General features: G+C 68.6%; 21 protein-coding genes and 1 pseudogene. 15 read left to right on the top strand and 7 right to left on the bottom strand.

Annotated elements, in window-relative coordinates; genetic code table 11:
• The first annotated feature begins 1 nt into the window (after position 1).
• The 3 genes from IP78_RS01345 (at position 2) to IP78_RS01335 (ending at position 7111) form a co-directional block, all read left to right on the top strand.
• A complete protein-coding gene (locus tag IP78_RS01345) occupies positions 2-3577 on the top strand; it encodes a M1 family aminopeptidase (protein WP_054109920.1) in 3576 nt (1191 codons plus the stop codon).
• A 138-nt stretch (positions 3578-3715) separates the two neighbouring features.
• A complete protein-coding gene (gene ppdK, locus IP78_RS01340; protein WP_054109919.1) occupies positions 3716-6406 on the top strand; it encodes a pyruvate, phosphate dikinase in 2691 nt (896 codons plus the stop codon).
• A gap of 174 nt (positions 6407-6580) precedes the next feature.
• Positions 6581-7111, top strand: coding sequence for a porin family protein (locus tag IP78_RS01335; RefSeq protein ID WP_054109918.1), 531 nt, complete (start codon positions 6581-6583; stop codon positions 7109-7111).
• A gap of 40 nt (positions 7112-7151) precedes the next feature.
• Here IP78_RS01335 and IP78_RS01330 read toward each other — a convergent pair whose 3' ends face one another.
• The 5 genes from IP78_RS01330 to IP78_RS01310 form a co-directional block, all read right to left on the bottom strand.
• On the bottom strand, positions 7152-7409 hold the full coding sequence (locus IP78_RS01330) for a hypothetical protein (RefSeq protein ID WP_054109917.1): 258 nt from the start codon (positions 7407-7409) through the stop codon (positions 7152-7154).
• A gap of 101 nt (positions 7410-7510) precedes the next feature.
• Positions 7511-8668: a beta-ketoacyl-ACP synthase III gene (locus IP78_RS01325; RefSeq protein WP_156320237.1), complete on the bottom strand. Its 1158-nt coding sequence runs from the start codon at positions 8666-8668 to the stop codon at positions 7511-7513.
• A gap of 70 nt (positions 8669-8738) precedes the next feature.
• Complete coding sequence (locus IP78_RS01320) at positions 8739-10790, bottom strand: capsular polysaccharide biosynthesis protein (RefSeq protein WP_231680844.1); 2052 nt, start codon at positions 10788-10790, stop codon at positions 8739-8741.
• Positions 10791-10828: 38 nt separating this feature from the next.
• The gene (locus IP78_RS01315; protein WP_054109915.1) at positions 10829-11662 is read right to left on the bottom strand and encodes a CoA ester lyase; all 834 of its coding nucleotides are present in this window, start codon (positions 11660-11662) and stop codon (positions 10829-10831) included.
• 2 nt (positions 11663-11664) lie between these two features.
• Complete coding sequence (locus IP78_RS01310) at positions 11665-12342, bottom strand: SDR family NAD(P)-dependent oxidoreductase (protein ID WP_054109914.1); 678 nt, start codon at positions 12340-12342, stop codon at positions 11665-11667.
• A 109-nt stretch (positions 12343-12451) separates the two neighbouring features.
• On the opposite strand from IP78_RS01310, the gene IP78_RS01305 reads away from it, so the two are divergent.
• Genes IP78_RS01305 through IP78_RS01290 form a run of 4 tightly spaced genes read left to right on the top strand, consistent with a single transcriptional unit; the run spans position 12452 to position 15405 of the window.
• A complete protein-coding gene (locus IP78_RS01305; RefSeq protein WP_054109913.1) occupies positions 12452-12943 on the top strand; it encodes a GNAT family N-acetyltransferase in 492 nt (163 codons plus the stop codon).
• 43 nt (positions 12944-12986) lie between these two features.
• A complete protein-coding gene (locus IP78_RS01300; protein ID WP_054109912.1) occupies positions 12987-13544 on the top strand; it encodes a DUF1285 domain-containing protein in 558 nt (185 codons plus the stop codon).
• Positions 13541-14206 (top strand): CoA pyrophosphatase, encoded by a 666-nt coding sequence (locus IP78_RS01295; protein WP_054109911.1) that lies wholly within the window; start codon positions 13541-13543, stop codon positions 14204-14206. The genes IP78_RS01300 and IP78_RS01295 overlap by 4 nt, the downstream gene beginning before the upstream one ends.
• Complete coding sequence (locus tag IP78_RS01290; protein WP_231680841.1) at positions 14203-15405, top strand: CCA tRNA nucleotidyltransferase; 1203 nt, start codon at positions 14203-14205, stop codon at positions 15403-15405. Before IP78_RS01295 ends, IP78_RS01290 begins: the two co-directional genes overlap by 4 nt.
• Here IP78_RS01290 and IP78_RS01285 read toward each other — a convergent pair.
• Positions 15377-16348: an endonuclease/exonuclease/phosphatase family protein gene (locus tag IP78_RS01285; RefSeq protein ID WP_054109910.1), complete on the bottom strand. Its 972-nt coding sequence runs from the start codon at positions 16346-16348 to the stop codon at positions 15377-15379. The genes IP78_RS01290 and IP78_RS01285 overlap by 29 nt on opposite strands.
• A gap of 68 nt (positions 16349-16416) precedes the next feature.
• On the opposite strand from IP78_RS01285, the gene IP78_RS01280 reads away from it, so the two are divergent.
• The 8 genes from IP78_RS01280 to IP78_RS01250 all read left to right on the top strand — a co-directional run bounded on the left by IP78_RS01280 (position 16417) and on the right by IP78_RS01250 (position 21259).
• Positions 16417-16890, top strand: a complete 474-nt coding sequence (locus IP78_RS01280; RefSeq protein WP_054109909.1) for a DUF4112 domain-containing protein — start codon at positions 16417-16419, stop codon at positions 16888-16890.
• 72 nt (positions 16891-16962) lie between these two features.
• Positions 16963-17520 (top strand): sigma-70 family RNA polymerase sigma factor, encoded by a 558-nt coding sequence (locus tag IP78_RS01275; RefSeq protein ID WP_054109908.1) that lies wholly within the window; start codon positions 16963-16965, stop codon positions 17518-17520.
• Positions 17517-18245, top strand: a complete 729-nt coding sequence (locus IP78_RS01270) for an anti-sigma factor domain-containing protein (RefSeq protein ID WP_054109907.1) — start codon at positions 17517-17519, stop codon at positions 18243-18245. Before IP78_RS01275 ends, IP78_RS01270 begins: the two co-directional genes overlap by 4 nt.
• Positions 18246-18516: 271 nt before the next feature.
• A complete protein-coding gene (locus tag IP78_RS01265) occupies positions 18517-20007 on the top strand; it encodes a DUF2793 domain-containing protein (RefSeq protein ID WP_054109906.1) in 1491 nt (496 codons plus the stop codon).
• Complete coding sequence (locus tag IP78_RS15185; protein ID WP_156320236.1) at positions 20004-20174, top strand: hypothetical protein; 171 nt, start codon at positions 20004-20006, stop codon at positions 20172-20174. The genes IP78_RS01265 and IP78_RS15185 overlap by 4 nt, the downstream gene beginning before the upstream one ends.
• Positions 20167-20436: a hypothetical protein gene (locus IP78_RS01260; RefSeq protein ID WP_054109905.1), complete on the top strand. Its 270-nt coding sequence runs from the start codon at positions 20167-20169 to the stop codon at positions 20434-20436. Before IP78_RS15185 ends, IP78_RS01260 begins: the two co-directional genes overlap by 8 nt.
• Entirely contained in the window at positions 20433-20816 is a 384-nt protein-coding gene (locus tag IP78_RS01255; protein ID WP_054109904.1) for a M15 family metallopeptidase, read from the top strand. Before IP78_RS01260 ends, IP78_RS01255 begins: the two co-directional genes overlap by 4 nt.
• A complete protein-coding gene (locus tag IP78_RS01250; RefSeq protein ID WP_054109903.1) occupies positions 20813-21259 on the top strand; it encodes a hypothetical protein in 447 nt (148 codons plus the stop codon). Before IP78_RS01255 ends, IP78_RS01250 begins: the two co-directional genes overlap by 4 nt.
• Positions 21260-21393: 134 nt before the next feature.
• Here IP78_RS01250 and IP78_RS15790 read toward each other — a convergent pair.
• A pseudogene (locus IP78_RS15790) lies at positions 21394-21462 on the bottom strand (cysteine methyltransferase); the annotation flags it as partial.
• Between the last annotated feature and the right edge of the window lie 23 nt (positions 21463-21485).

Genomic DNA, 21485 nt, shown 5'->3' with positions numbered 1-21485 from the left:
CATGTTCGGGAAGATCGCCGCCTTCGAATTCCGCTACCAGCTGCGCCAGCCGGCGTTCTGGGTCATCGGCATCCTGTTCGCCCTGATGAGCTTTGGGCTGGTCGCCGCGTCCGACAACATCTCGATCGGGGGCGGGGGCAATGTGAACGTTAACGCGCCCTATGCCCTGGCTCAGGCCAACACCGTCTTCGCCATTCTGTTCATGCTGGCGACCACGGCCATCGTGGCCAACGTCGTGGCGCGAGACGCCACCACCGGCTTCGGGCCGATGATCCAGGCCAGCCAGGCGACCAAGTTCGATTATCTGTACGGTCGCTTCGTCGGCGCGTTCGCCGCGGTCGCCCTGTGCTTCCTCAGCGTCACGGTCGGCACCATCTTCGGCACCTTCATGCCGTGGGTCGATCAGGAGACGATCGGCGCCTTCCGACCGGGCGACTATGCCTGGTCCTATTTCGTCATGGGCCTGCCGGGCGTCTTCCTGACCTCGGCCCTGTTCTTCGCGCTGGCGACCGTGACGCGGTCGATGATGGCGACCTACGTCGGCGTGGTCGCGGTCTTCATCCTCTACATCAGCCTGACGTCCGCCCTGGCGCGGCCGGAGTTCGAGGACATCCTCGCCTGGCTCGAGCCGTTCGGGGCCTCGGCTTACGGGCTGGTGACGCGCTACTGGACGCCGGTCGAGAGGAACACCCTGAACCCGGCGCTGGAAGGGGTCTTCCTCTATAACCGCCTGATCTGGACTGGCGTGGGGGTGTTCTTCCTGGCCGCTGCCTACTTCCTCTATCGGCCCGCGACGCGCGGGGCCAAGGCGTCCAAGCAGGACAAGCTGCGGGCTCTGGCTGAAAAGGCACCGGCCGCCCCGGTGGCGGCCGGGTCGCTGCCGGCCCCAAGCTACGGCTTCGCCTCGGGCTGGGCCCAGCTAAGCCGTCGCACCGGCTTCGAGATGGGTCTAATCTTCAAGAGCCCGGCCTTCCTGGTGCTCCTTGTGCTCGGCGCCTTCCAGGGCGTGGGCAGCCTGCTGTTTGCCGGCGAGGTCTATGGCGCGCCGGTGTTCCTGGTCACCCGTCTGGTGGTCGAGCTGCTGCAAGGCGCGTTTGGCCTGGTGGCGATCATCGTGGCCATCTACTACGCGGGCGAGCTGGTCTGGCGCGACCGCGAGCGCAAGACGCACGAGATCATCGACGCCACGCCGACGCCGGACTGGACCTTCCTGGTCCCCAAGACGCTGGCTCTGGTTCTGGTCCTGGGTTCTATCCTGTTCGTGGGCATCCTCACGGGGGTGGCGGTTCAGACCTACAAGGGCGGGGTCGACTATGAGCTCGACAAGTACGTCTTCTGGCTTCTGCTGCCCGGCACGCTGAACTTCGCCTTCCTCGCGGTGCTGGCCATGTTCGTACAGGCCCTGTCGCCCAACAAGTTCGTCGGTTGGGCGATCATGGTGGTCTATCTGGTCTCGACCATCGTGCTGCAGAATCTCGGCTTCGAGCATGTGCTGTATCGCTACGGCGGTGGCATCGGCGTGCCCCTGTCGGACATGAACGGGCAGGGTGATTTCCGCGGGTTCTCCAACTGGACCGACGCCTACTGGAGCGCTTTTGCTGTCATCCTGCTGGTCGTCGCCTACGCCCTGTGGCGGCGGGGGACTGAGACGCGGCTCCTGCCGCGCCTGCGTCGTTTGCCGCGCCGCCTGGCCGGGCCGGCAGGGGCCATCATGGCTGTCGCTGCGGTGGCCTTCGTCAGCCTGGGCGGTTTCATCTTCTACAACACCAATGTCCTGAACGAGTATGTGACCTCGGATCAGGAAGAGAAGCGTCAGGCCGACTATGAGAAGGCCCTGCTGCAGTTCGAGGACACGCCCCAGCCATCCACTGTCAGCGTGACGTACGTCATGGATCTTGATCCCTATGCGCCGCGTCTAGTGACGGAGGGCACCTATGTCGTGGAGAACCGGACGGGCGCGCCTCTGACCGAGATGCATCTCCGCTGGGTGCCCGATCTGCAGGTCACCCGGATGGAGGTCGAGGGCGCGACCATTGCGCGAGAGTGGGAGGAGTTCGACTATCGCATCTACCGCTTCGCCACGCCGATGGCACCGGGCGAGCGGCGGACGGTCCGGTTCGAGACGGTATTCGAACAGCGCGGCTTCAAGCATCGTGGCAACACCACGCGGCTGGTCGACAACGGCACCTTCGTGTCGAACTCCGAGTTCGCGCCGATCATCGGCATGAGCCGTCAGGGCCTGCTGAGAGACCGGACTACGCGGCGGAAGTACGGCCTGCCGGCGGAGTTGCGTCAAGCGCGGCTGGAAGACACCTCGGCTCAGGCGCGGAACTACATCGGCGCGGACTGGGTGACGTCGGACATCACCATCACGACGGTCGGCGACCAGACACCAATCGCACCGGGCTACAAGGTTTCTGACGTGACCCGGAACGGGCGGCGCACGGCGCGGTTCGTTACCGAGGCACCGATTTTGAACTTCCTGTCCGTGCAGTCCGCCCGCTACGAAGTCGCGCGCCAGGTTCACGACGGCATCGAGTTGGCCGTCTATCACCACCCTGGGCACGAGCGGAACATCGACCGGATGTTCCAGTCGCTCAAGACGGGGCTGGACTACTTCCAGGCCAACTTCAGCCCCTACCAGTTCCGGCAGGTGCGGATCATCGAGTTCCCGGCCTATGCCCAGTTCGCCCAGGCCTTCGCCAACACCATTCCCTATTCCGAGGGACTGGGTTTCATCGCTGACTTCCGCGATCCAGAGAAGATCGATTACGTCACCTACATCACCGCTCACGAGCTGGGGCACCAGTGGTGGGCGCACCAGGTGGTCAGCTCGGACCAGCAAGGGTCGACGACCCTGACCGAGACGCTGGCGCAATACTCGGCCCTGATGGTGATGAAGGAGACCTATGGCGAAGATCAGATCCGCCGGTTCCTGAAGTTCGAGCTGGACAACTATCTGCGGAGCCGGGGCACCGAGCGGCTGGAGGAACTGCCGCTCTATCGCGTCGAGAACCAGGGCTACATCCACTACCAGAAGGGTGGATCGGTCATGTATCTACTGGCCGACCAGATCGGCGAGGATCGGGTCAACGCGGCGCTGCGCACCCTGCTCCAGCGATTCGCCTTCCAGGGCGCCCCCTATCCGCGCTCGCTGGATCTGGTGGCGGCGCTGAGAGCGGTGGCCCCGGCCGACAAGCAGGCCCTGATCACCGACCTGTTCGAGCGGATCACGCTGTATGACGTGAAGGTCAATGAGACGACGGCGACGCGCCGCTCGGACGGCCGCTGGGACGTCACGGTGACGGTCGAGGCGCGGAAGCTCTATGCCAGCGGCCAGGGCGAGGAGACCGAGGCACCACTGAACGAGACCTTCGACATCGGCCTGTTCGCCGCCGAGCCGGGCGACCGGGCCTTCGATGCGCGCGACGTGTTGTTGTTCGAACGGCGGCCGCTCAGGACCGGGGTGCAGACGTTCCGCTTCACCACGGCCCAGAAACCTGCGTTCGCGGGCGTCGATCCCTACAACAAGTGGATCGACCGGAACTCCAACGACAATGTGCGGGCGTTCGATTGACGCCCGGGCCGGGCTGGAACCAAGACAGCGATCACCCTTTGTTACAGCCCGGCCTCGCCTTCGCGCGCGCAGCACGTTAGTCAGGGCCGGATTGCGAGCGGGGCCTACCCGCCGATTCCGATCCTCAGGGGCTGACGAATGACCAAGTGGGTGTACGGCTTCGGTGGAGATTCCGCCGACGGCGATGCGTCGATGAAGAACCTGCTGGGCGGCAAGGGTGCCAATCTGGCGGAGATGTCCTCGCTGGGCCTGCCGGTGCCGCCGGGTTTCACCATCACCACCGAGGCCTGCGTCCACTACTATTCCAACGGCCAGACCTATCCGGACGGGCTGCGCGATCAGGTCGCCGAAGGGCTGAAGGCGGTCGAGACCGTGGTCGGCAAGACCTTCGGCGACGCCGCCAATCCGCTCTTGGTGTCGGTGCGCTCGGGCGCGCGGGCGTCGATGCCGGGCATGATGGACACGGTCCTGAACCTGGGCCTCAACGACCAGACGGTCGAGGGGCTGGCGGCGCTGTCCGGCGATCGCCGCTTCGCCTTCGACAGCTATCGCCGCTTCATCACCATGTATTCGAGCGTCGTCCTCGGGATGAGCCACGACGACTTCGAAGAGGTCCTCGATGATCACAAGGACCGACTGGGCGTCACCGTCGACACCGACCTGTCGGCATCCGACTGGGAAAAGGTCGTCGTCGAATACAAGGCCGTGGTCGAGCGCGAGCTGGGCGCACCCTTCCCGCAGGACCCGCACGAGCAGTTGTGGGGCGCGGTCTCGGCCGTGTTCGCCAGCTGGATGAACGACCGGGCCAAGTTCTATCGCCGGATGCACGACATCCCGGAAAGCTGGGGCACGGCGGTCAACGTCCAGTCCATGGTCTTCGGCAACATGGGCGAGACGTCGGCCACGGGCGTGGCCTTCACGCGGAACCCGTCGACCGGCGAGGCCAGGCTGTACGGCGAGTTCCTGATCAACGCCCAGGGCGAGGACGTGGTCGCGGGCATCCGCACGCCCCAGTCCCTGACCAAGACCGGGCGCGAGGAGATGGGCGAGACGGCCCCCTCGATGGAAGAGGCGATGCCCGAGGTCTTCGCCCAGTTCGTCGAGGTGGTCGGCAAGCTGGAGACCCACTACCGCGACATGCAGGACATCGAGTTCACGGTCGAACAGGGCCGGCTGTGGATGCTCCAGACCCGCAACGGCAAGCGCACCGCCAAGTCCGCGCTGAAGATCGCGGTCGACCTCGCCGCTGAGGGTGTTATCACCCAGAAAGAGGCGATCAGTCGGGTTGAACCGTCGGCGCTGGACCAGTTGCTGCACCCCACGCTGGATCCGTCGGCGGCGCGCACCGTGGTGGCGACGGGTCTGCCCGCCTCGCCCGGAGCTGCGACCGGCAAGATCTGCTTTGACGCCGACGAGGCCGAGCGCCTGAACCAGCTGGGCGACGCCGTGATCCTGGTGCGCGAGGAGACCTCGCCCGAGGACATCCACGGCATGCACGCGGCCCGAGGCATCGTCACGGCGCGCGGCGGCATGACCAGCCACGCGGCGGTGGTCGCGCGCGGCATGGGGCGGCCCTGCGTCTCGGGCGCGGGCGAAATCCACATCGACGAGAAGGCCGGGACCTTCACCGCGCGCGGTCGGGTGTTCAAGGCCGGAGAGGTCATCACCATCGACGGCTCGAAGGGCGAGGTGCTGGACGGCGCGGTCGCCATGATCGAGCCCGAGCTGACCGGCGACTTCCAGACCCTGATGGCCTGGGCCGACGGGGTGCGCCGTCTGCGAGTGCGGGCCAATGCCGAGACGCCGCTGGACGCCCGGACCGCACGGGGCTTCGGCGCCGAGGGCATCGGCCTGTGTCGGACCGAGCACATGTTCTTCGACGACGAGCGCATCGCCGCCGTGCGCGAGATGATCCTGGCCGACGACGAGGCGGGTCGCCGCGCGGCCCTGGCCAAGATCGAGCCGTTCCAGAAGGCGGACTTCGTCGAACTGTTCACCATCATGGCCGGGCTGCCCGTCACGGTGCGGTTGCTGGACCCGCCGTTGCACGAGTTCATCCCGCACACCGAGGCCGAGATCGACGCGCTCGCCGCGTCTTCTGGTCTGGACGCCGCCAAGCTGAAGAAGCGGGCGCGCGACCTGCACGAGGTCAACCCCATGCTGGGCCATCGTGGCTGCCGGCTGGGCGTGGCCTATCCCGAAATCTACGAGATGCAGGTCCGCGCCGTGCTGGAGGCCGCGATCGCGGTCAAGCAGGCGTCGGGCACCGCGCCGATCCCGGAGATCATGCACCCCCTGGTCGCGCTCGGCCTCGAGATGAAGTACCTGCGCGAGCTGACCGACCGGACGGCTAAGTCGGTGTTCGAAGCGGCGGGCGACAGCGTGGAATACCTGGTCGGCACCATGATCGAACTCCCCCGCGCTGCGCTGCGGGCCGGGGACCTGGCCGAACACGCCGAGTTCTTCTCCTTCGGCACCAACGACCTGACTCAGACCACTTTCGGCATCAGCCGGGACGATTCCGGGCGGTTCCTGCAGGCCTATATGGACAAGGGCATCTTCGAGACCGATCCCTTCGTGCGGTTGGATCAAGAGGGCGTCGGCGACCTGATCCGCATCGCCGCCGAGCGGGGCGGGGCCGTTCGACCCGACATCAAGATGGGCATCTGCGGCGAGCACGGCGGCGACCCGGCCTCCATCGCCTTCTGCGAGCAGGTGGGCCTCGCCTATGTCAGCTGCTCACCCTACCGTGTGCCGATCGCGCGACTGGCTGCGGCCCAGGCGGCGCTGGTCTCTCGCGGCGGCGAGGCGCGCGAGAAGGATCGGTAATCGAGGCCTGAAAATGGCAAGAAGACGTCAAGTATAACGTCGTCTGTGCTCGCGATCCCACAGTTACGGTTTTGCAATCGAAGGGCCTTGGAACGGCCACGGCGCGCTACGACTTGAGACTCCGCTGGATGGGGCCGGGACGAGCAGTCCCGCATCTAGGAGTTAAAAGAAACAATGCGTAACATTCTTCTCGCGACCGCCGCCGTGTCTTTGTTCGCTCTGCCCGCCGCGGCGCAGAGCTTTTCCCAGCCGCAGTGGTACGGCACCGCCGGCTATACGGCGCTCGACGCCGAGGGTGCCGATTTGGGTGCCCTGACGGGCCGCATCGGCGCGAAGGTGTCGCCGAACTTCGCCTTCGAGGGTGAAGCCTCGATCGGCATCGTGGACGACGACGTGACGTTCGGCGGCGTGACCGGCTCGGTGGAGCAGGACTATGACGCCGCCGCCTATGCCGTGGGCATCCTGCCCCTGGCTCCGAACTTCGAGCTGTTCGGACGCGTCGGCTACGGCACGACCTCGATCAAGGCCGAGGTGGCCGGCTTCCAGGCCGAAGAAGACGGCGAAAGCGTCAACTACGGCGTCGGCGGCAACTACTTCTTCGACGCCAACAACGGCATCCGCGCTGACTGGACCCGTCGTGACTTCACCGACGACAACGGTGGTGAGGTCGACACCTACGGCGTGAGCTACGTGCGTCGGTTCTAAACACTGCGTATCCTCCCCGTCGCATCGCGGCGGGGAGGCCTCAGGCGGGCTCGGCGATCAGCGCCCAGCGCTTGGAGCCTTCACCGAAGGGCCGGGCGAACCATTCCGAATACCGCTGAAAGGCTTCCACGATCAGACGGCCGAGATCGGGGTTCACAGGTTCGCCCCGCTGCCGTCTGAGCGCCGCCACACAATCGATGACCGTACTCTCATGGGCGGCACCGCCCAGGGATTTGAGGACGAGGGCCGCATCACGGGCCAGCGCCTCGAGGATCGTCGGTTGCTTGGTTGGGCTCATCCGGACTCTCCGTGCCAATCGGTGTCGGTGAGCCCCTAGATGAACGCACTCGCCTGTCAGGCGCAAGCTAAGCCGGTGTTATGTGGCTCATTCCTTCGTGATCAGCCGCGTTTCCTGACGAACACCGTGCCGGCGGAATACCCCGCGCCGAAACTGCAGATCAGGCCCGTTTCGCCCGACGCGAAGCCGTCGTTGTGCAGATGAAAGGCGATGATCGATCCCGCCGAGGAGGTGTTGGCGTACTCGTCAAGGATGATGACGTTCTCGGCCTCTGACGGATCGCGGCCAAGGACCTTCCTGCCGATCATCTGGTTCATGTTGATGTTGGCCTGGTGCAGCCAGAGGCGCTTCAGGCCCGTCGGGTCGATCCCGAGATCGGCGGCATGGTCGATGATCATGTCCGAGACCAGTGGCACCACGTCCTTGAACACCTTGCGGCCCTGCTGGATGAACAGCTTGTCGTCCTGCGGGCCGTCCTTCGACGCTGAGATCGGTGCACCGGCCTTATCCGTCGGCAGGGCCCAGCGGTTCAGGAAGCCGAAGTTGTTGCGGATGTTGTTCGAGAACACCGTCTTCAACCGCGTGCCCAGGATGTCCCAGCCACCCGGACCGGCGGTCTCCGCGCTCTCGACGATCACGGCGGTGGCCACGTCGCCGAAGATGAAATGACTGTCGCGGTCCTTGAAGTTCAGGTGGGCCGAGCAGACCTCGGGGTTCACCATCAGCACCGCCCTGGTCGAGCCCGAGGCGATGAAGTCCGCCGCCGTCTTGATGCCGAAAGTGGCCGAGGAGCACGCCACGTTCATGTCGAAGCCGAAGCCGTCGATGCCCAGCGCCTGCTGAATCTCGACAGCCAGCGCCGGGTAGGGGCGGGGCATGTTGGAGGCGGCGCATAGCACCGCACCGATCTCCGAGACTGGCTTGCCCCAGGCCTCGATGGCCTGCCGCGCTGCCTTCACGGCCATCTCGGCCATGATGGACAGGTCGTCATTGGAGCGCTCGGCGATGTGCGGCGCCATGCGCGCGGGGTCGAGGATGCCGGTCTTGTCCAGCACGAAGCGGCTCTTGATGCCGGACGCCTTCTCGATGAACTCGACCGAGGAGGGGGTCAGCGCCGCGACGTCGCCCTCGGCGATCTGGAGCGCGTGGTCGGCGTTCCACCGCTCGGCCCAGGCGTTGTAGGCGGCGACCAGTTCTTCGTTGGAGATGGACTGCTCGGGGGTGAACAGGCCGGTGGCGGCGATCACGGCGTGAGGCAAGTTGGTGTCCCTATCGCTCGGCTCGCGGAGCCGCGCTGCTCGAGGGACGATATCCCTCTGGTTTCAGGTCTCAATAGGACGGCGGCGGACGCCGGTCGAGACTGGCGTTGATGCCCTTCCACCAGCGGGCGATCTGGTTCGAGGGCGGCGGCGGGGCCGGGGTGTCCCGTTCCCGGATCAGGCGCTCGACCAGGTCTTCGGCCTCGCAGGGCCAGCCCTCGGGCGAGATGTAGATCGGATACTGGATCAGGGCGGCGGCGACGAGGGCATCCAGGCTGGCCCGGCGCGTGCGGCGTTCGAAGCTCATCCGGTCGGTCGTCAGGCCCCAGCCGCCATAGAAGGGGCGGCCATAGGTGGCCACGGCCTTGCCCCGCAGCAGAGCCTCGAAACCCGACAGCGACGTCAGGGTGGCGAGCGTATCGCAGGCCTCCAGACAGTCGATGATATCGAGGTCGTCGGCGACGGCGTCGACGGCAGTCATCGCGTGGGCGTCCAGACGACCGGGACGGTTGCCACTCATCACGTCGGGATGGTTGCGATAGATCAGGAAGGCGTTTGGGAAGTCGGCCCGCGCCGCCTCGACCAGACCGGAGTTGGTGCGGATGTCCCCGCAGCCCTTGAGAATGGATTTGTCGTTCTCGACCTGTCCGACGACCAGCAGCTTCATCCGGTCGGCGGGCCAGTCGGGCCGGGTCGGTCCCGCGGCGAGATTGTATTTCGACAGGCCTGCCTCGACGATGCGCGCGCGGAGTCTAGCGGCGCGGGCCAGCATCGCCGCGTCCTGGGCACCGTCCTCGATAAGCCGTTCGAGCCGGGATGGCGCGGTGGGGTCGTAGTAGACGCCGAGGTCGTCCAGCGCGACGCTGAGCGCCCCGAAGAAGTCCGAGCCCAGTCCGCGCGAGCGGATGAAGCCGTCCTCCATGCGGACCACCGGCGCAGAGGTGGCCGCCGCCGCCGCCGCGATTTCAGGGCTTTCCTTGCCCGCCCAGTAGACGAGGCGGCCGCCTGTGCGTTCGGCGTGGGCGGCCGCGCGAGAGGCACTGGCGAAATACTTCAGCCGGGTCTTGGGTCCGTTCAGCAGGCGACGGACCTGGGGCTTCTTGGCCGGGGCGAAGCCGACGGCGGACCAGTCCGCCGCCAGACGCTCGGCCCTGACGCGCAGGGTGATGAGGCGATCGACCGCCGTCTCGACCTCGCAGCGTTCGCCGGTCAAGGGATCGACGTAGCGCGGATAGGCGATCAAAGCGGCGGCGGCGAGCGTCTCGACATCGCGCGCCACGCCCCGGCGCCCGGTCTGGACCTCGTCGGTCGTCAGCCCCCATCCCGAATAGAAGGGCGCGCCGAAACACCGGACGGTCAGTCCGCGCAGCAGGGCCTCGAAGCCGAGGGCCGAGGTGACGCACCAGACTTCGTCAACGGCTGACAGCAGGTCGGCGGGGCGGACATCGGTGTCGATCAGGGTGACGCCCTGCAACTCGCTCTCCGGGATGCAGCCCTTCTTGCGCCCGGCGGCGACGGCGGGGTGGCGCTTCACGATGAACTGGGCACCGGGATGCTCGGCGCGCGCGGTCCGAACCATTCGGACATAGCTCTCGTCGCTGGCCAGACCACAGGCGATCGAGGCGTCGCCGGCGGTCTGATCGACCAGCAGGATCCGGCGGCCGGGGCGCAGAACGGAAGGGTCCAAGGGCCCGCCCATATTGGTCTTGGACAGACCCGTGGCCACGATCCGATCGATCAGGCGTCGCGACCGGGCCATCATCGCGTCATCGCACCAGACGTCGGCCGACTGGATGAGGTGTTCCAGCCGCGAGGGTCGTGTGGCATCATAGTAGATGCCGAGGTCATCGACGATCAGGCTGAGGGTCGCCGCGCCGCTTTCGCCCAGGCCGATCGAGCGCAGAAAGCCGTCTTCTAGCGCGATGTAGGGCAGACCCTCGCGATCCGCGCGACGCCGCCCGGCCTCGGACGTCGGCTTCAGCCCCCAACCCAGGACGGCATCGACGGTCCTCGTCGGGCTGGCGTGCAGGTCGAAGTCATCGAGGAAGGTGCGCAGGAACGGCACCTTCCAGATGCCGGGAGAACAGACCCAGGCGCGGCGTTTGGAGGGAGAGGGAGGCAATCGGGACGCTTTCGCCGCGCGGTTCAGGCTGACAGCCTCTATCGACAGGCCGCCGCGCGGTCCAGCAGGGCGCAGGCCTGATCCAGATGCAGACGCTCGACCATGGTGCCGCCCAGGCGGATCGCGCCCTTGCCCTCGGCATCAGCCGCCGCGAAGGCGGCGACGACCGCTTCCGCTTCGGCGATCTCCGCCGGGGTCGGGGAAAAGGCCGCGTGGGCGGCGTCGATCTGATTGGGGTGGATCAGGCTCTTTCCGTCAAAGCCATAGAGGCGGCCCTGTCCGCATTCGGCGGCGAGGCCGTCGGGATCATCCAGGCGATTGAAGACGCCGTCGATGGCGAACAGGCCGTGAGCGCGTGCCGCCGCGACCGTTGCCGCCAGCCAGGACTTGAGCGGTTCCCGGTCCGGAGACGGGCCGGTCCCCAGGGCCTTGGCCAGGTCGTTGACCCCCAACATCAGCCCCGCCAGGGGCTCGCCCGCCCAGGCGATAGCCGGCAGCGCCATGAGCGCTCTTGGCGTCTCGATCATGGCGATGAGGCGCGTTCCCTCGGCCATGCGCGCGCCGTAGGCGTCGACCACGCCCGGCTCTTCGACCTTGGGAGCGACGACGAAATCCAGCGACAGGTCGGCGAGCGCGGCGAGATCGTCTTCGCTCCACGCTGTCCCCAGCGCATTGACGCGGACGGCGATCCTGCGAGGAAACCCGCCCGCGCGGACCGCCTCGACCGCCGCCCGGCGCGCGTCAGTCTTGGACTCGGGCGCGACCGCGTCCTCGAGGTCCAGCACCACGACGTCGGCGTTCAGCGTCCGCGCCTTCTCGACCGCCCGGGCGTTGGAGGCGGGCAGAAACAGCAGGCTGCGGACCAGGTCCATCGTCAGACCCGGCCCGTGACGGGCACCAGGGCCCCGGTTACGGCCCGGCTGGCCGGTGAGGCCAGGAACAGGATGACGGCCGCCAGGTCGGACGGCGCGACCCACTTGGCGGGATCGGCGTTGGGCATGTCCTTGCGGTTCTGTGGCGTATCCAGGATCGAGGGCAGGACCGCGTTGACCGTGACCGAGGTCGACTTCAGTTCCTCGGCCAGGGACTCCGTCAGCCGATGCACGGCGGATTTGGAGGCGGCATAGGCTCCCATCCCGGCCGCAGCCTTGAGCGCGCCGGCCGCGCCGACGTTGACGATGCGCCCTTCGGACGACGCCTTCAGGTGAGGCAGGGCCGCTCGCGTGGTGTTCAGCGCTGTCGTCAGGTTGAGGGTGAACATGCGGTCCCAGGCGGGCTTTTCGTCCTCGACCGTCTGCCAGACGAAGCCGCCCGCGATGTTCAGCAGGGCGTCGATGCCACCGAAGTGGTCGGCGACCTTGCCGATCGCCGCCTCTGCCGCCTGAGAATCCGTCAGATCGACGCCGGAGACCTCGAAGGCACCGTCGGGACAGGGCTGGCCCTCGGCATGGTCGATCAGGGCGACGTTCATGCCAGCCGACAACGCCGCTTCGACCACCGCGCGGCCCAGAATGCCGTGTCCGCCCGTCACCACCACCGTCCGCTTCGCCATGACCTGCTCCTCGTTTTCGCCGTTCCTTGTCCCGTTCGCCGGGCGGGAGCAAGCGGCGTCACAAATCGTGGATTGATGCGGGGGGCCGAAAGCCCTAGGTGCGCGCGCCATGCCCGCGTCCGCCGCACCCTTGCCCGCCGTCCGGATCGCGCCGGAAACGCCTGACGACGCAGACGCGGTCGAGGCCCTGGTGCTGGACGCGTTCGGATCTGGTCGCTTCGCCAAGACGGCCGAGCGCCTGCGTGAGCGGGCGAGGAAGGTCGCCGGGTTCTCCGCATGGCTGGACGGACGTCTGGTCGGGTCGGTGCGGCTATGGGCTGTGACGATCGGAGAGGCAGACGCCCTGTTCCTCGGCCCGATCGCGGTGGCCAGAGACATTCGGGGTGAAGGCCTCGGGGCGGATCTGGTCGCGGCCTGCGTGGACGAGGCCAGGCGGCAAGGCGTGGCCGGCGTGCTGCTGGTCGGCGATGCGCCCTATTTCTCGCGGTTCGGATTCGGGATGGCTGAGAGCGCGGTGATGCCCGGACCGGCCGACCCGCGCCGCGTGCTCTGGTTGCCGATCCGCCACGCCGAGGCCGCGGGACCGGTCCGTCCGGCCTGATCGCGGTCTTTCGCCGGGCGGCGACGCGGCCTAAGTCTGGGGCATGAGCGAAGCCGAGACCAAGACGGGCATCGTGGCGGTCGCGGAGGCCGCGAAGGCGGTGCGCGGCCTGCCGCCGGTCCATCTGTGGAACCCGGCCCATTGCGGCGACATCGACATCGTCATCCGCGCCGACGGCACCTGGATGCATGAGGGCTCGCCCATCGGCCGGGCCGAGCTTGTGCGGCTGTTCTCGACGGTGCTCAGGCTCGATCCGGACGGCTATCATCTGGTCACGCCGGCCGAGAAGCTGAAGATCCGGGTCGAGGACCTGCCCTTCCGCGCCGTTACGATGCGGCGCGACGGCGACGATCTGCTTTTCACCACGGACGTGGGCGATGAGGTCCGGGCGGGTCCGGAAAACCCGGTCACGGTCGAGACCGATTCCACGACGGGAGAGCCCGCGCCGCGCGTCCATGTTCGTCGAGGACTGGAGGCACGGATCGTCCGCACGGTCTTCTACGATCTCGTCGAAATGGCGGAAGAACGCGACGGTCGGCTGGCCGTGGCATCGGGCGGTGTCTGGTTCCCGCTCGGTCCGCCGGGTGCGGGCCTGGCATGAGCCTGGACACGCTGAGGGAGCGGCTGGCTGAGCGCCTCTTGCCGCCGTCGGATTGGCGGCTGGAGGCCGGACCGGTGCGCTCGGACTTCGACCTGAACCCGGGCGCGTCGCGCTGGGTCGAGGGGCCGCTCAAACCGGCGGCGGTGTTGATCACTCTGGTCGCCACCGATGATGGCGCGCGGGTGATCATGACGCGCCGGGCCGACAGTCTGGCGCGCCATACCGGCCAGATCGCTTTTCCCGGTGGCCGCCTCGACCCCGGCGAGACGGCGGTCGAGGCGGCCTTGCGGGAGGCTTGGGAAGAGGTGGCGCTGGACCTCGCTTCGGTGACAGTCCTTGGCCTGTCCGATGCCTATGAGACTGGCACGGGCTATCTCGTGACGCCGGTGGTCGGATGGCTGGAGTGTGTGCCGACGCTGACGCCGTCTCCCGACGAGGTGGCCGAGGTGTTCGAAGTGCCGTGGGACATACTCATGGACCCGGCCATGCTGAGGCGGGATCACCTGGAGACGCCGGCCGGCGTGCGGCGCTGGTTCTGGTCGCTGACCCACGAGGATCGCTACATCTGGGGCGTGACGGCGGGGATCGTGCGGGCGTTGCGCCTGCGTCTCTATGGCAAAGAGGGCGAACCGGCGCTGGCCACGGCCGAGGACGCGGCGTGAGCGGGTCTCTGGCGGGCCAGCTCTGGCTGACCGACCCGGCGACGGTGCGGGTCATGGCCGCGCTGGAGGCCGCGGGCGGGCCGGACAGCGCGCGCTTCGTCGGTGGCAGCGTCCGCAACAGCCTCGTCGGTCGACCCGTCGACGACATCGACATCGCCACAAGGCTGAAGCCCGAGGAAACGCTGGCGGCCCTGAAGAAGGCCGGGATCAAATCCGTCCCGACCGGCCTTGCCCACGGCACCGTCACGGCTGTGGCGGACCGCAAGCCCTTCGAGATCACCACCCTGCGGCGCGACGTCGAGACGGACGGCCGCCGCGCGGTGGTGGCCTTCACCGACGACTGGGGCGAGGACGCCCGTCGCCGGGATTTCCGCCTGAACGCCCTCTACGCCGATCGATCCGGCCATATCTTCGATCCGACCGGCGGCGGGCTGGAAGATGCCTTGGCGGGCCGGGTCGTCTTCGTCGGCGATCCGCATCAAAGGATCGAGGAGGATCACCTCCGTATCCTGCGCTTCTTCCGCTTCTTCGCCTGGTATGGGCGAGACGAGCCCGATGCCGTCGGTCTCGCCGCCTGTGCCGACCACGCCGGCAGCCTGTCGCGCCTGTCGGCCGAGCGGGTGTCGAAGGAACTGCTGAAACTGCTGGCCGCGCCCGATCCGCGCGCGTCCGTGAAGGCAATGCGGCGCACCGGAGTCCTGGACCGGCTGATCCCGGCGGTCGCCGACCTCGCCGCGTTCGAGGCCCTCATCGACCTGAGCGATGACCCGGTGCTGCGGCTGTCGGCCTTGCTGCCCGACGATCCGGCCGAGGTCGCGCGGACGGCCGGTGCCTTGCGCTTGCCCCGCGCGGTCGAGCATCGGCTGGAAGCCGCCTCGCACGGCCCTCTGGACCCCCGGACGCCGACGCCGACGCTGCGGGCCCTGATCTATCGTCTCGGCGCGGAGGCGGTTCGGGACCGGGTCCTGCGCGGACAGGCTGCCGGGGGCGCTTCGGCGGATAGCGCGCTGGCGACGGTCGCCGACTGGACCCCGCCCCGCATGCCTGTCGGCGGGCGCGAGGTGGCCAGGCTGGGCGTCGCGCCCGGTCCGGAGACCGGCCGCATCCTCAAGGCCTTCGAGGATGAATGGGTCGCCGCCGACTTCCCCGACGACGGCCACGACGAGCGGCTCAGGCGGCTGGCGTCCCGGCCGACCTGACCATGCGCACGACCACCGGCCGGTGGTCCGAGCCGTTGTCCCGCCCGACCCGGCGCCGCGTCAGAGCGATGTCGGGCGTGCGATAGACCTGGTCGATCGTCATGCCCGCCCACGCCGGCAGGAAGGACGGCCAGGTCCCCGGCCATCCGGGCGCGGCGATCAACCCGCCTTCCGACCGGATCATTCGTCCAATGCGGGCCGAGGACACGCTGTTGAAGTCTCCGGCCAGCACCAGTGGCCCCTCCACGCCCTTTCGCCACTCCAAAAGGCCCTGGGTCTGGATGATCTGGGCCCACTGGTACTGAAACGGCCAGGGGCGGGTCAGGTGGATGCCCCCGATGGTCACCGGGCCCGACGGCGTCTCGACCTCCGCCGCCACGGCGAACATGTGCGTCAGTTCAATGGGGCGCGGGGTCAGGGGCCAGCGACTGGCGATCAGCATGGTCGAAGGACCGGCACCGCCTTCCACGCGCGGGGTGCTCGTTCGATACGGATAGTCTGCCAGCACCCGGTCGAGCCCGGGCCGCACGCCGTCGCCGATCTCGATCAGCACCACGATGTCGGCGTTGGCGTCCTCGACCGAACGCGCGATCGTCTCCACATCGTCGTTTCCGACGTACAGGTTGGCGAAATAGAGGGTGAAGCCCGGCTCCTTCGCCGCCCAGCCTCTCGTCGGCAACCATTGGGGCGAACCCGCCGCGATCACGGTCGCGAGGACCAGTCCCGTCACGCCAACGGCGACCTTCGACCGCAGCAGCAGAGCCGCCCCGACCAGCAGCGTCGCCGCCACCAGCGCCGGCCCCACGAACTGGGCCAGAATGTCCACCCAGCGGTGGCCGTGGCCGCTGAGGGACGCCAGGGCGATGACCAGCGGACCGCCGGACAGCAGGATCAGAACCACCGCCAGGAACAATCGAAGGCGCGGCCGGGTCGCAAGCGTCACGATAGGTTGCTTTCCTCGGTGAACAGGGGTCGTCTTGGCGCGTTGACCCGCCGCTATGGAGGGCAGGGATGGCTAATCGATCGTTCGCGGATATCGAAAAGATCTGGTCCAATGTCGAGGGCATCAAGAAGCTCTCGGACCGGGCCGTGGGCTTCGGGCCGTTCGGCGTGGGTCTCGACGGCCTCCTGACCTGGATTCCCGTGGTCGGCACTGTCTACTCGGTCGGTGCCAGCGGCTGGCTTCTGCTGCAAGCGGTCAGGGCCAAGGCCGCGCCCGGCACGATCCTGCGCATGGTCGGCTACCTCGGCTTCGACAGCGCCACGACGGCCGTGGGTGAGGTCGTGCCGTTCGCGCCGGACGTGGTCGACTTCTTCTTTCCCGGTCACCTCATGGCGGCCAAGGCGCTGCAGAAGGACATCGAGACCACCCACTGGGTCGAGGCCAGCGAGCGCGACGCCCGCGCCTCGGGCGATCACGACCGCCACGTCGCCGCCATGCGGGCCGACCCGAAGAAGCGGCGCATCGTCTATCTGCACGACTGATCCGTGCATTCAGCTTGACGGCGACGCTTGCACCCGTCCTAGTCCAAAAGTTGCAGTCGTTTCGAGTGGTTCATGGGATTGATGTTGACGCGAGACGAACTGGCCGTGGCGCTGGTCCAGGCCGGTCAGGGGGATCGTTCCGCCTTTCGCACCGTCTATGAAGCGACCTCCGCGAAGCTGTTTGGTGTCTGCCTGCGTATCTTGCCTGACCGCCAATCGGCCGAGGACGTTTTGCAAGACACCTATGTCACAGTCTGGAGAAAGGCCGCGAGCTTCGATGCGAGCCGGGCCAGCCCCATCACCTGGCTGGTGACGATCGCCCGGAACCGCGCCATCGACCGGCTGCGCTCCGCCGCGCCGATGAAGAACGCCGCCCCGGTCGAGGACGCCCATGACCTGGCTGACGCCGGGCCGCTGGCGTCTGACGTGGTCGAACAGGCCGACGAGGCGGCGCGGCTGAACACCTGCCTCGAAACCCTGGAGGATCGGGCGCGGGCCGTGATCCGGACCGCCTTCTTCGAGGGCGCGACCTATGATGAATTGGCCCAGCGCGAGAACGTGCCGCTGGGCACGATGAAGAGCTGGATTCGCAGGGGGCTGATGCGGCTGAGGAGCTGCCTCGAATCATGACCGAGCCGATGACCCCTTCCGAAGACGACCGCGCCCTGGCCGGTGAACTCGCGCTGCGTGTCCTGTCGGCCGAGGATGAACGCGCCGCGCGCGCCCGACAGGCGTCCGATCCTGCCTTCGCGCGAGAGGTCGAGGTCTGGAACGCCCATCTGTCCGCCTTCGCCGCCGAGGTGCGGGCCGTTGAGCCCTCTGCTGGCGTCTGGGCCCGCGTCGAGGCGGCCATCGCCCCGGTCGCCAACGACAATGGCCGCGTCGGCTTCTGGCGCGGCTGGGCCATCGGCTCGACCGGCCTTTTGGCCGCCAGTCTGGTCGCCGTCGCCGTGCTGATCGCGCGTCCGGCTCCCGCGCCCGTCGTGGTGGCTCCTGAGGCTCCGGCCGGCGGCGTGACCCGCGTGGCGACCCTGACGCTCTCAGAGGGGGGCGGACAGGCCGTGATCCTGGCCTATGACACCGTCACCGGAAACCTGTTCGTCGCCCCGACCGGGGCGATCGCAGCCGCCGACGGCGTGCCGCACCTGTGGCTGGTCAAGCCGGAAGGCGGGGTCCAGCTGGTCGGCACCATCGACGCGGACGGGGTGTCGCGCCAGACCCTGTCCGATGCCCTGACGGGGCAGGCGGGCACGGCCACGGCGGTCGCCATCTCGCTCGAGGCACCCGGCACGACGCCTCCGCCGGACGCGCCTCAGGGACCGGTTGTCGCATCCGGCGAACTTCAGCAGCTCTGACGCATCCGGTCGCCACGCGCGGCCGTAGATCATCTGACCGTCGCGCATCGACGCCGCCCCCGGCGTCGGGGTCCTGACAGCCGCGCGCCGGTCCGCGGGGAGGCCTCCCAGCCCTTCCAACGGCCTCCCCGCACTCGCTGTTTTTTTCAATTATCCAACGACGCGCCGAAAAACGTCGAGAAATCAACAGCCGTCCCGATTAAGGCGCGCTGAACGCGCCCGCATTCGCGGCTCACCCAGACTGGTCTCCGAACACCAACGGAGATCGTCCATGTCATCCAGCCACAGCGCCCGCCTGACCCTGCCCTATGTCGCGGCGGGCCAGCTTCAGAAGCACGTCACCGTCAACGAGGCGCTCGCCCGCCTCGACACCCTGACCCAACTGTCCGTGGTCAGCCGCACTACGGCGGTCGAGCCGGACTCCGTGGACTCCGTGGACTCTCCGGACTCCGTGGACTCGGTGGCGGAGGGTGATCTTTACATTCTGCCTGCGGAGGCTGTCGGGCAGTTCTGGTCCGATTGGAACACGGGCGATCTGGTCCGCGCCGAGAGCGGCGGCTGGGTGCGCGTGCCCGTGCCGGTTGGCGCGATGGCCCTTGTGCAGGACCGGGAAGAGCTGGTCGTGCGCGAGGCCGGCGGCTGGAATCCGATCCTGCGCCGGGGGCAGCACCAGAACCTGACCCGGCTGGGCCTGAATACCGAGGCCGACGCGGCCAATCCCTTCGCGGCCAAGGTCAACAAGGCCCTTTGGACCGCCCGGCCTGAGGCCGACGGCGGCGACGGCGATCTGCGGATCACGCTCAACAAGGACACGCCGACGGACGTCCTCTCCCTGCTGTTCCAGAGCGGCTACGGCGGCCGGGCCGAATTCGGCCTGATCGGCGACGACGACCTCGTGCTCAAGGTCTCGGCCGACGGGTCCGCCTGGTCCGAAGCTTTCCGCGTCGACTCCGAGGACGGCCGGGCCTGGTTCGCGCGGGGCGCGGCACGGGCCGAGGCCGTGCTGCTGACGGCGGGTGGAGCCTGGAGCCCGCCGGACTGGGCACGGCTGTTGTCCGTCACGGCGGTCGGCGGCGGAGGCGGTGGTGGGGCGGGGGCGTTCGGCACCAGCGGCCTCAGGAACGGCGGTGGGGGCGGGGGAGGCGGCGGCCTGTCCACGGCCCTCTGGCCCACAGCCGATCTGCCGGGCCTGCTGACGGTCACGATCGGCGCGGGCGGGGAGGCCGGAGCGGACGGTGGTGACACGGTCGTCACGTCCGGTGGCGCGACCCTGCTGACCGCCAAAGGCGGAGCGGCCGGTCAGGCCGGCGCGTCCGGCGGCGCGGGCGGTTCGGGTGGACAGGGTCTGCTCGGCGGCAACGGCGGGGGATCGACCTCGGCTTCGGCGACGGGCGGGGCGGGGGGTGCGTTCGCCGCTCCGGCCGCGTCGGGTGGCGGTGGCGCAGGCGGCTCCCTTGAGGCGGGTGGCACGGCGCATCCCGGCGGGTCCGGAGGCGCGGGCGGCTTGCTGGCCTGTCCTGCTGTGGGAGGCGCGGGCGGTTCGTCGGTGCCGGGCTCTGCGGGTGCCGCCCCGCCCGTGCCGGTGTCGATCAGCGGCGGGGGAGGGGGCGGCGGATCCGCTTCCGGCTCTGGGGCGGGCTTCGACGGCGGCGCGGGTGGAGCCTACGGCGCGGGCGGCGGTGGTGGCGGGGCCGGGGTCTCCTCGGGAGGCGTCGGCGGCCCGGGCGCGGCCGGGGCCGTCCTGATCCTGGTGCAGGGATGAGCGCCCTTTTCCGCCGCCGGCGCGCCCTCGATCCCGACGACCGCCTGCTGGAACCCGAGGTCTGGGAGCAGCCGCGACGGCTGACCCGCCGCGAGGGCCTGAACCACATCGGCGCCGACTGGCGCTCTACCCGATCCGATTTCCATGCGGAGACCAATGATGACTGACCGCAACCTGATCCCCCCGCTCGCCGAGGCCCAGTGGCTATGGCGGCGGCTCTATGTCTTCGTCGCCAGCTTCGCCCTGTGGCGGCTTCTGGCCTCGGCGGTCGAGCGCACCGAACCGGCCCAGCTGCCGCGCGTGGCGGCCGGGCTCATGGGGCTACTGGCCCTAACGCTCGTGCTCTACCTCGTCGCCCCGACGGCCCAGCAGTTGGTCGCCCTTCTGGCCAACCTGCGCCTGCGCCTGGCCGAGGGAGGGACGCGATGAGCTTTCGCTTCTCGGCCCGCTCGCGCCAGCGGATGAAGGGCGTCCATCCGGCCCTGGTCGGGGTGATGGAGGAGGCTATCCGCCGCTCCCCCGTCGACTTCATGATCACCGAGGGCCTGAGGTCCCCGGAGCGGCAGACGGCGCTGGTCCGCGCCGGAGCCAGCCGGACGCTGAAGTCACGGCACCTGACCGGTCATGCGGTCGACGTCGCGGCCCTGATCGACGGCAAGGTGCGGTGGGACTGGCCCCTCTATCCCCGCATCGCGCTCGCGGTGAAGGCGGCGGCGCACGAGCGGGGTGTCGCCATTGTCTGGGGCGGCGACTGGCCGACCTTGCGGGACGGGCCCCACTTCGAGCTCGACCGGCGGGTGTTCCCATGAGCCCGACCGCGCTTCTTCGCAGCCTGACCCCGCTCGGGTGGCTGACGGTGATCCTCGTCGGCGTAGCCATCGTATCTGTGCTGCTCGGCGGTCTCGGCTTCCGCTGGGACCCCTTGGATCTCGCGCGCCGCCGTGCGGATCGGGCCGAAGCCGCCGCCGACCTGGCGCGCTCCGAGGCCGCCACCCGCGCGGCCGAGGCCGAGGGTCAGACCGGGCAGGTCGCCCGGCTCGACGCCGCCCACGCCATCACCCGGCGGACGCAAGCCGCCACCACCCCCATCCTTCTGGAGGCTCGAACCGCCCATGATGCCGAACTGCCGCTTTCGTCTGACCGTCTCGATCGTCTGCGCGCTCACGATGACGAGCTGTGCCGCATCGCGCCCGACCTCGGCGGTTGCCCCGCCGCGCCTGACCCTGCCAGAGACGGCCGCCCGGCCCTGTGAGCTGCATCGCCTGCCGGAAGCCGCGACGCTGGCGGACCTCGAGATCGGCTACGTCACGCGCGGGGCGCAGATCGTCGCGTGCGACGCCGCCCGGCGGCTGGCGGTCGAGACTTTGAGAGCTGAACGGGCGGCGCACGACAGGTCGAGTTCGCCCTGACGCTCCCTTCTCCCCTTGCGGGAGAAGGTGGCCCGGAGGGCCGGATGAGGGGTGAAACTCATCGGCGGG

Origin of the sequence: Brevundimonas sp. AAP58 (assembly GCF_001295975.1) — a bacterium.
Taxonomy (GTDB): Bacteria; Pseudomonadota; Alphaproteobacteria; order Caulobacterales; family Caulobacteraceae; genus Brevundimonas.
This window is presented reverse-complemented; position numbering and strand designations above follow the sequence as displayed.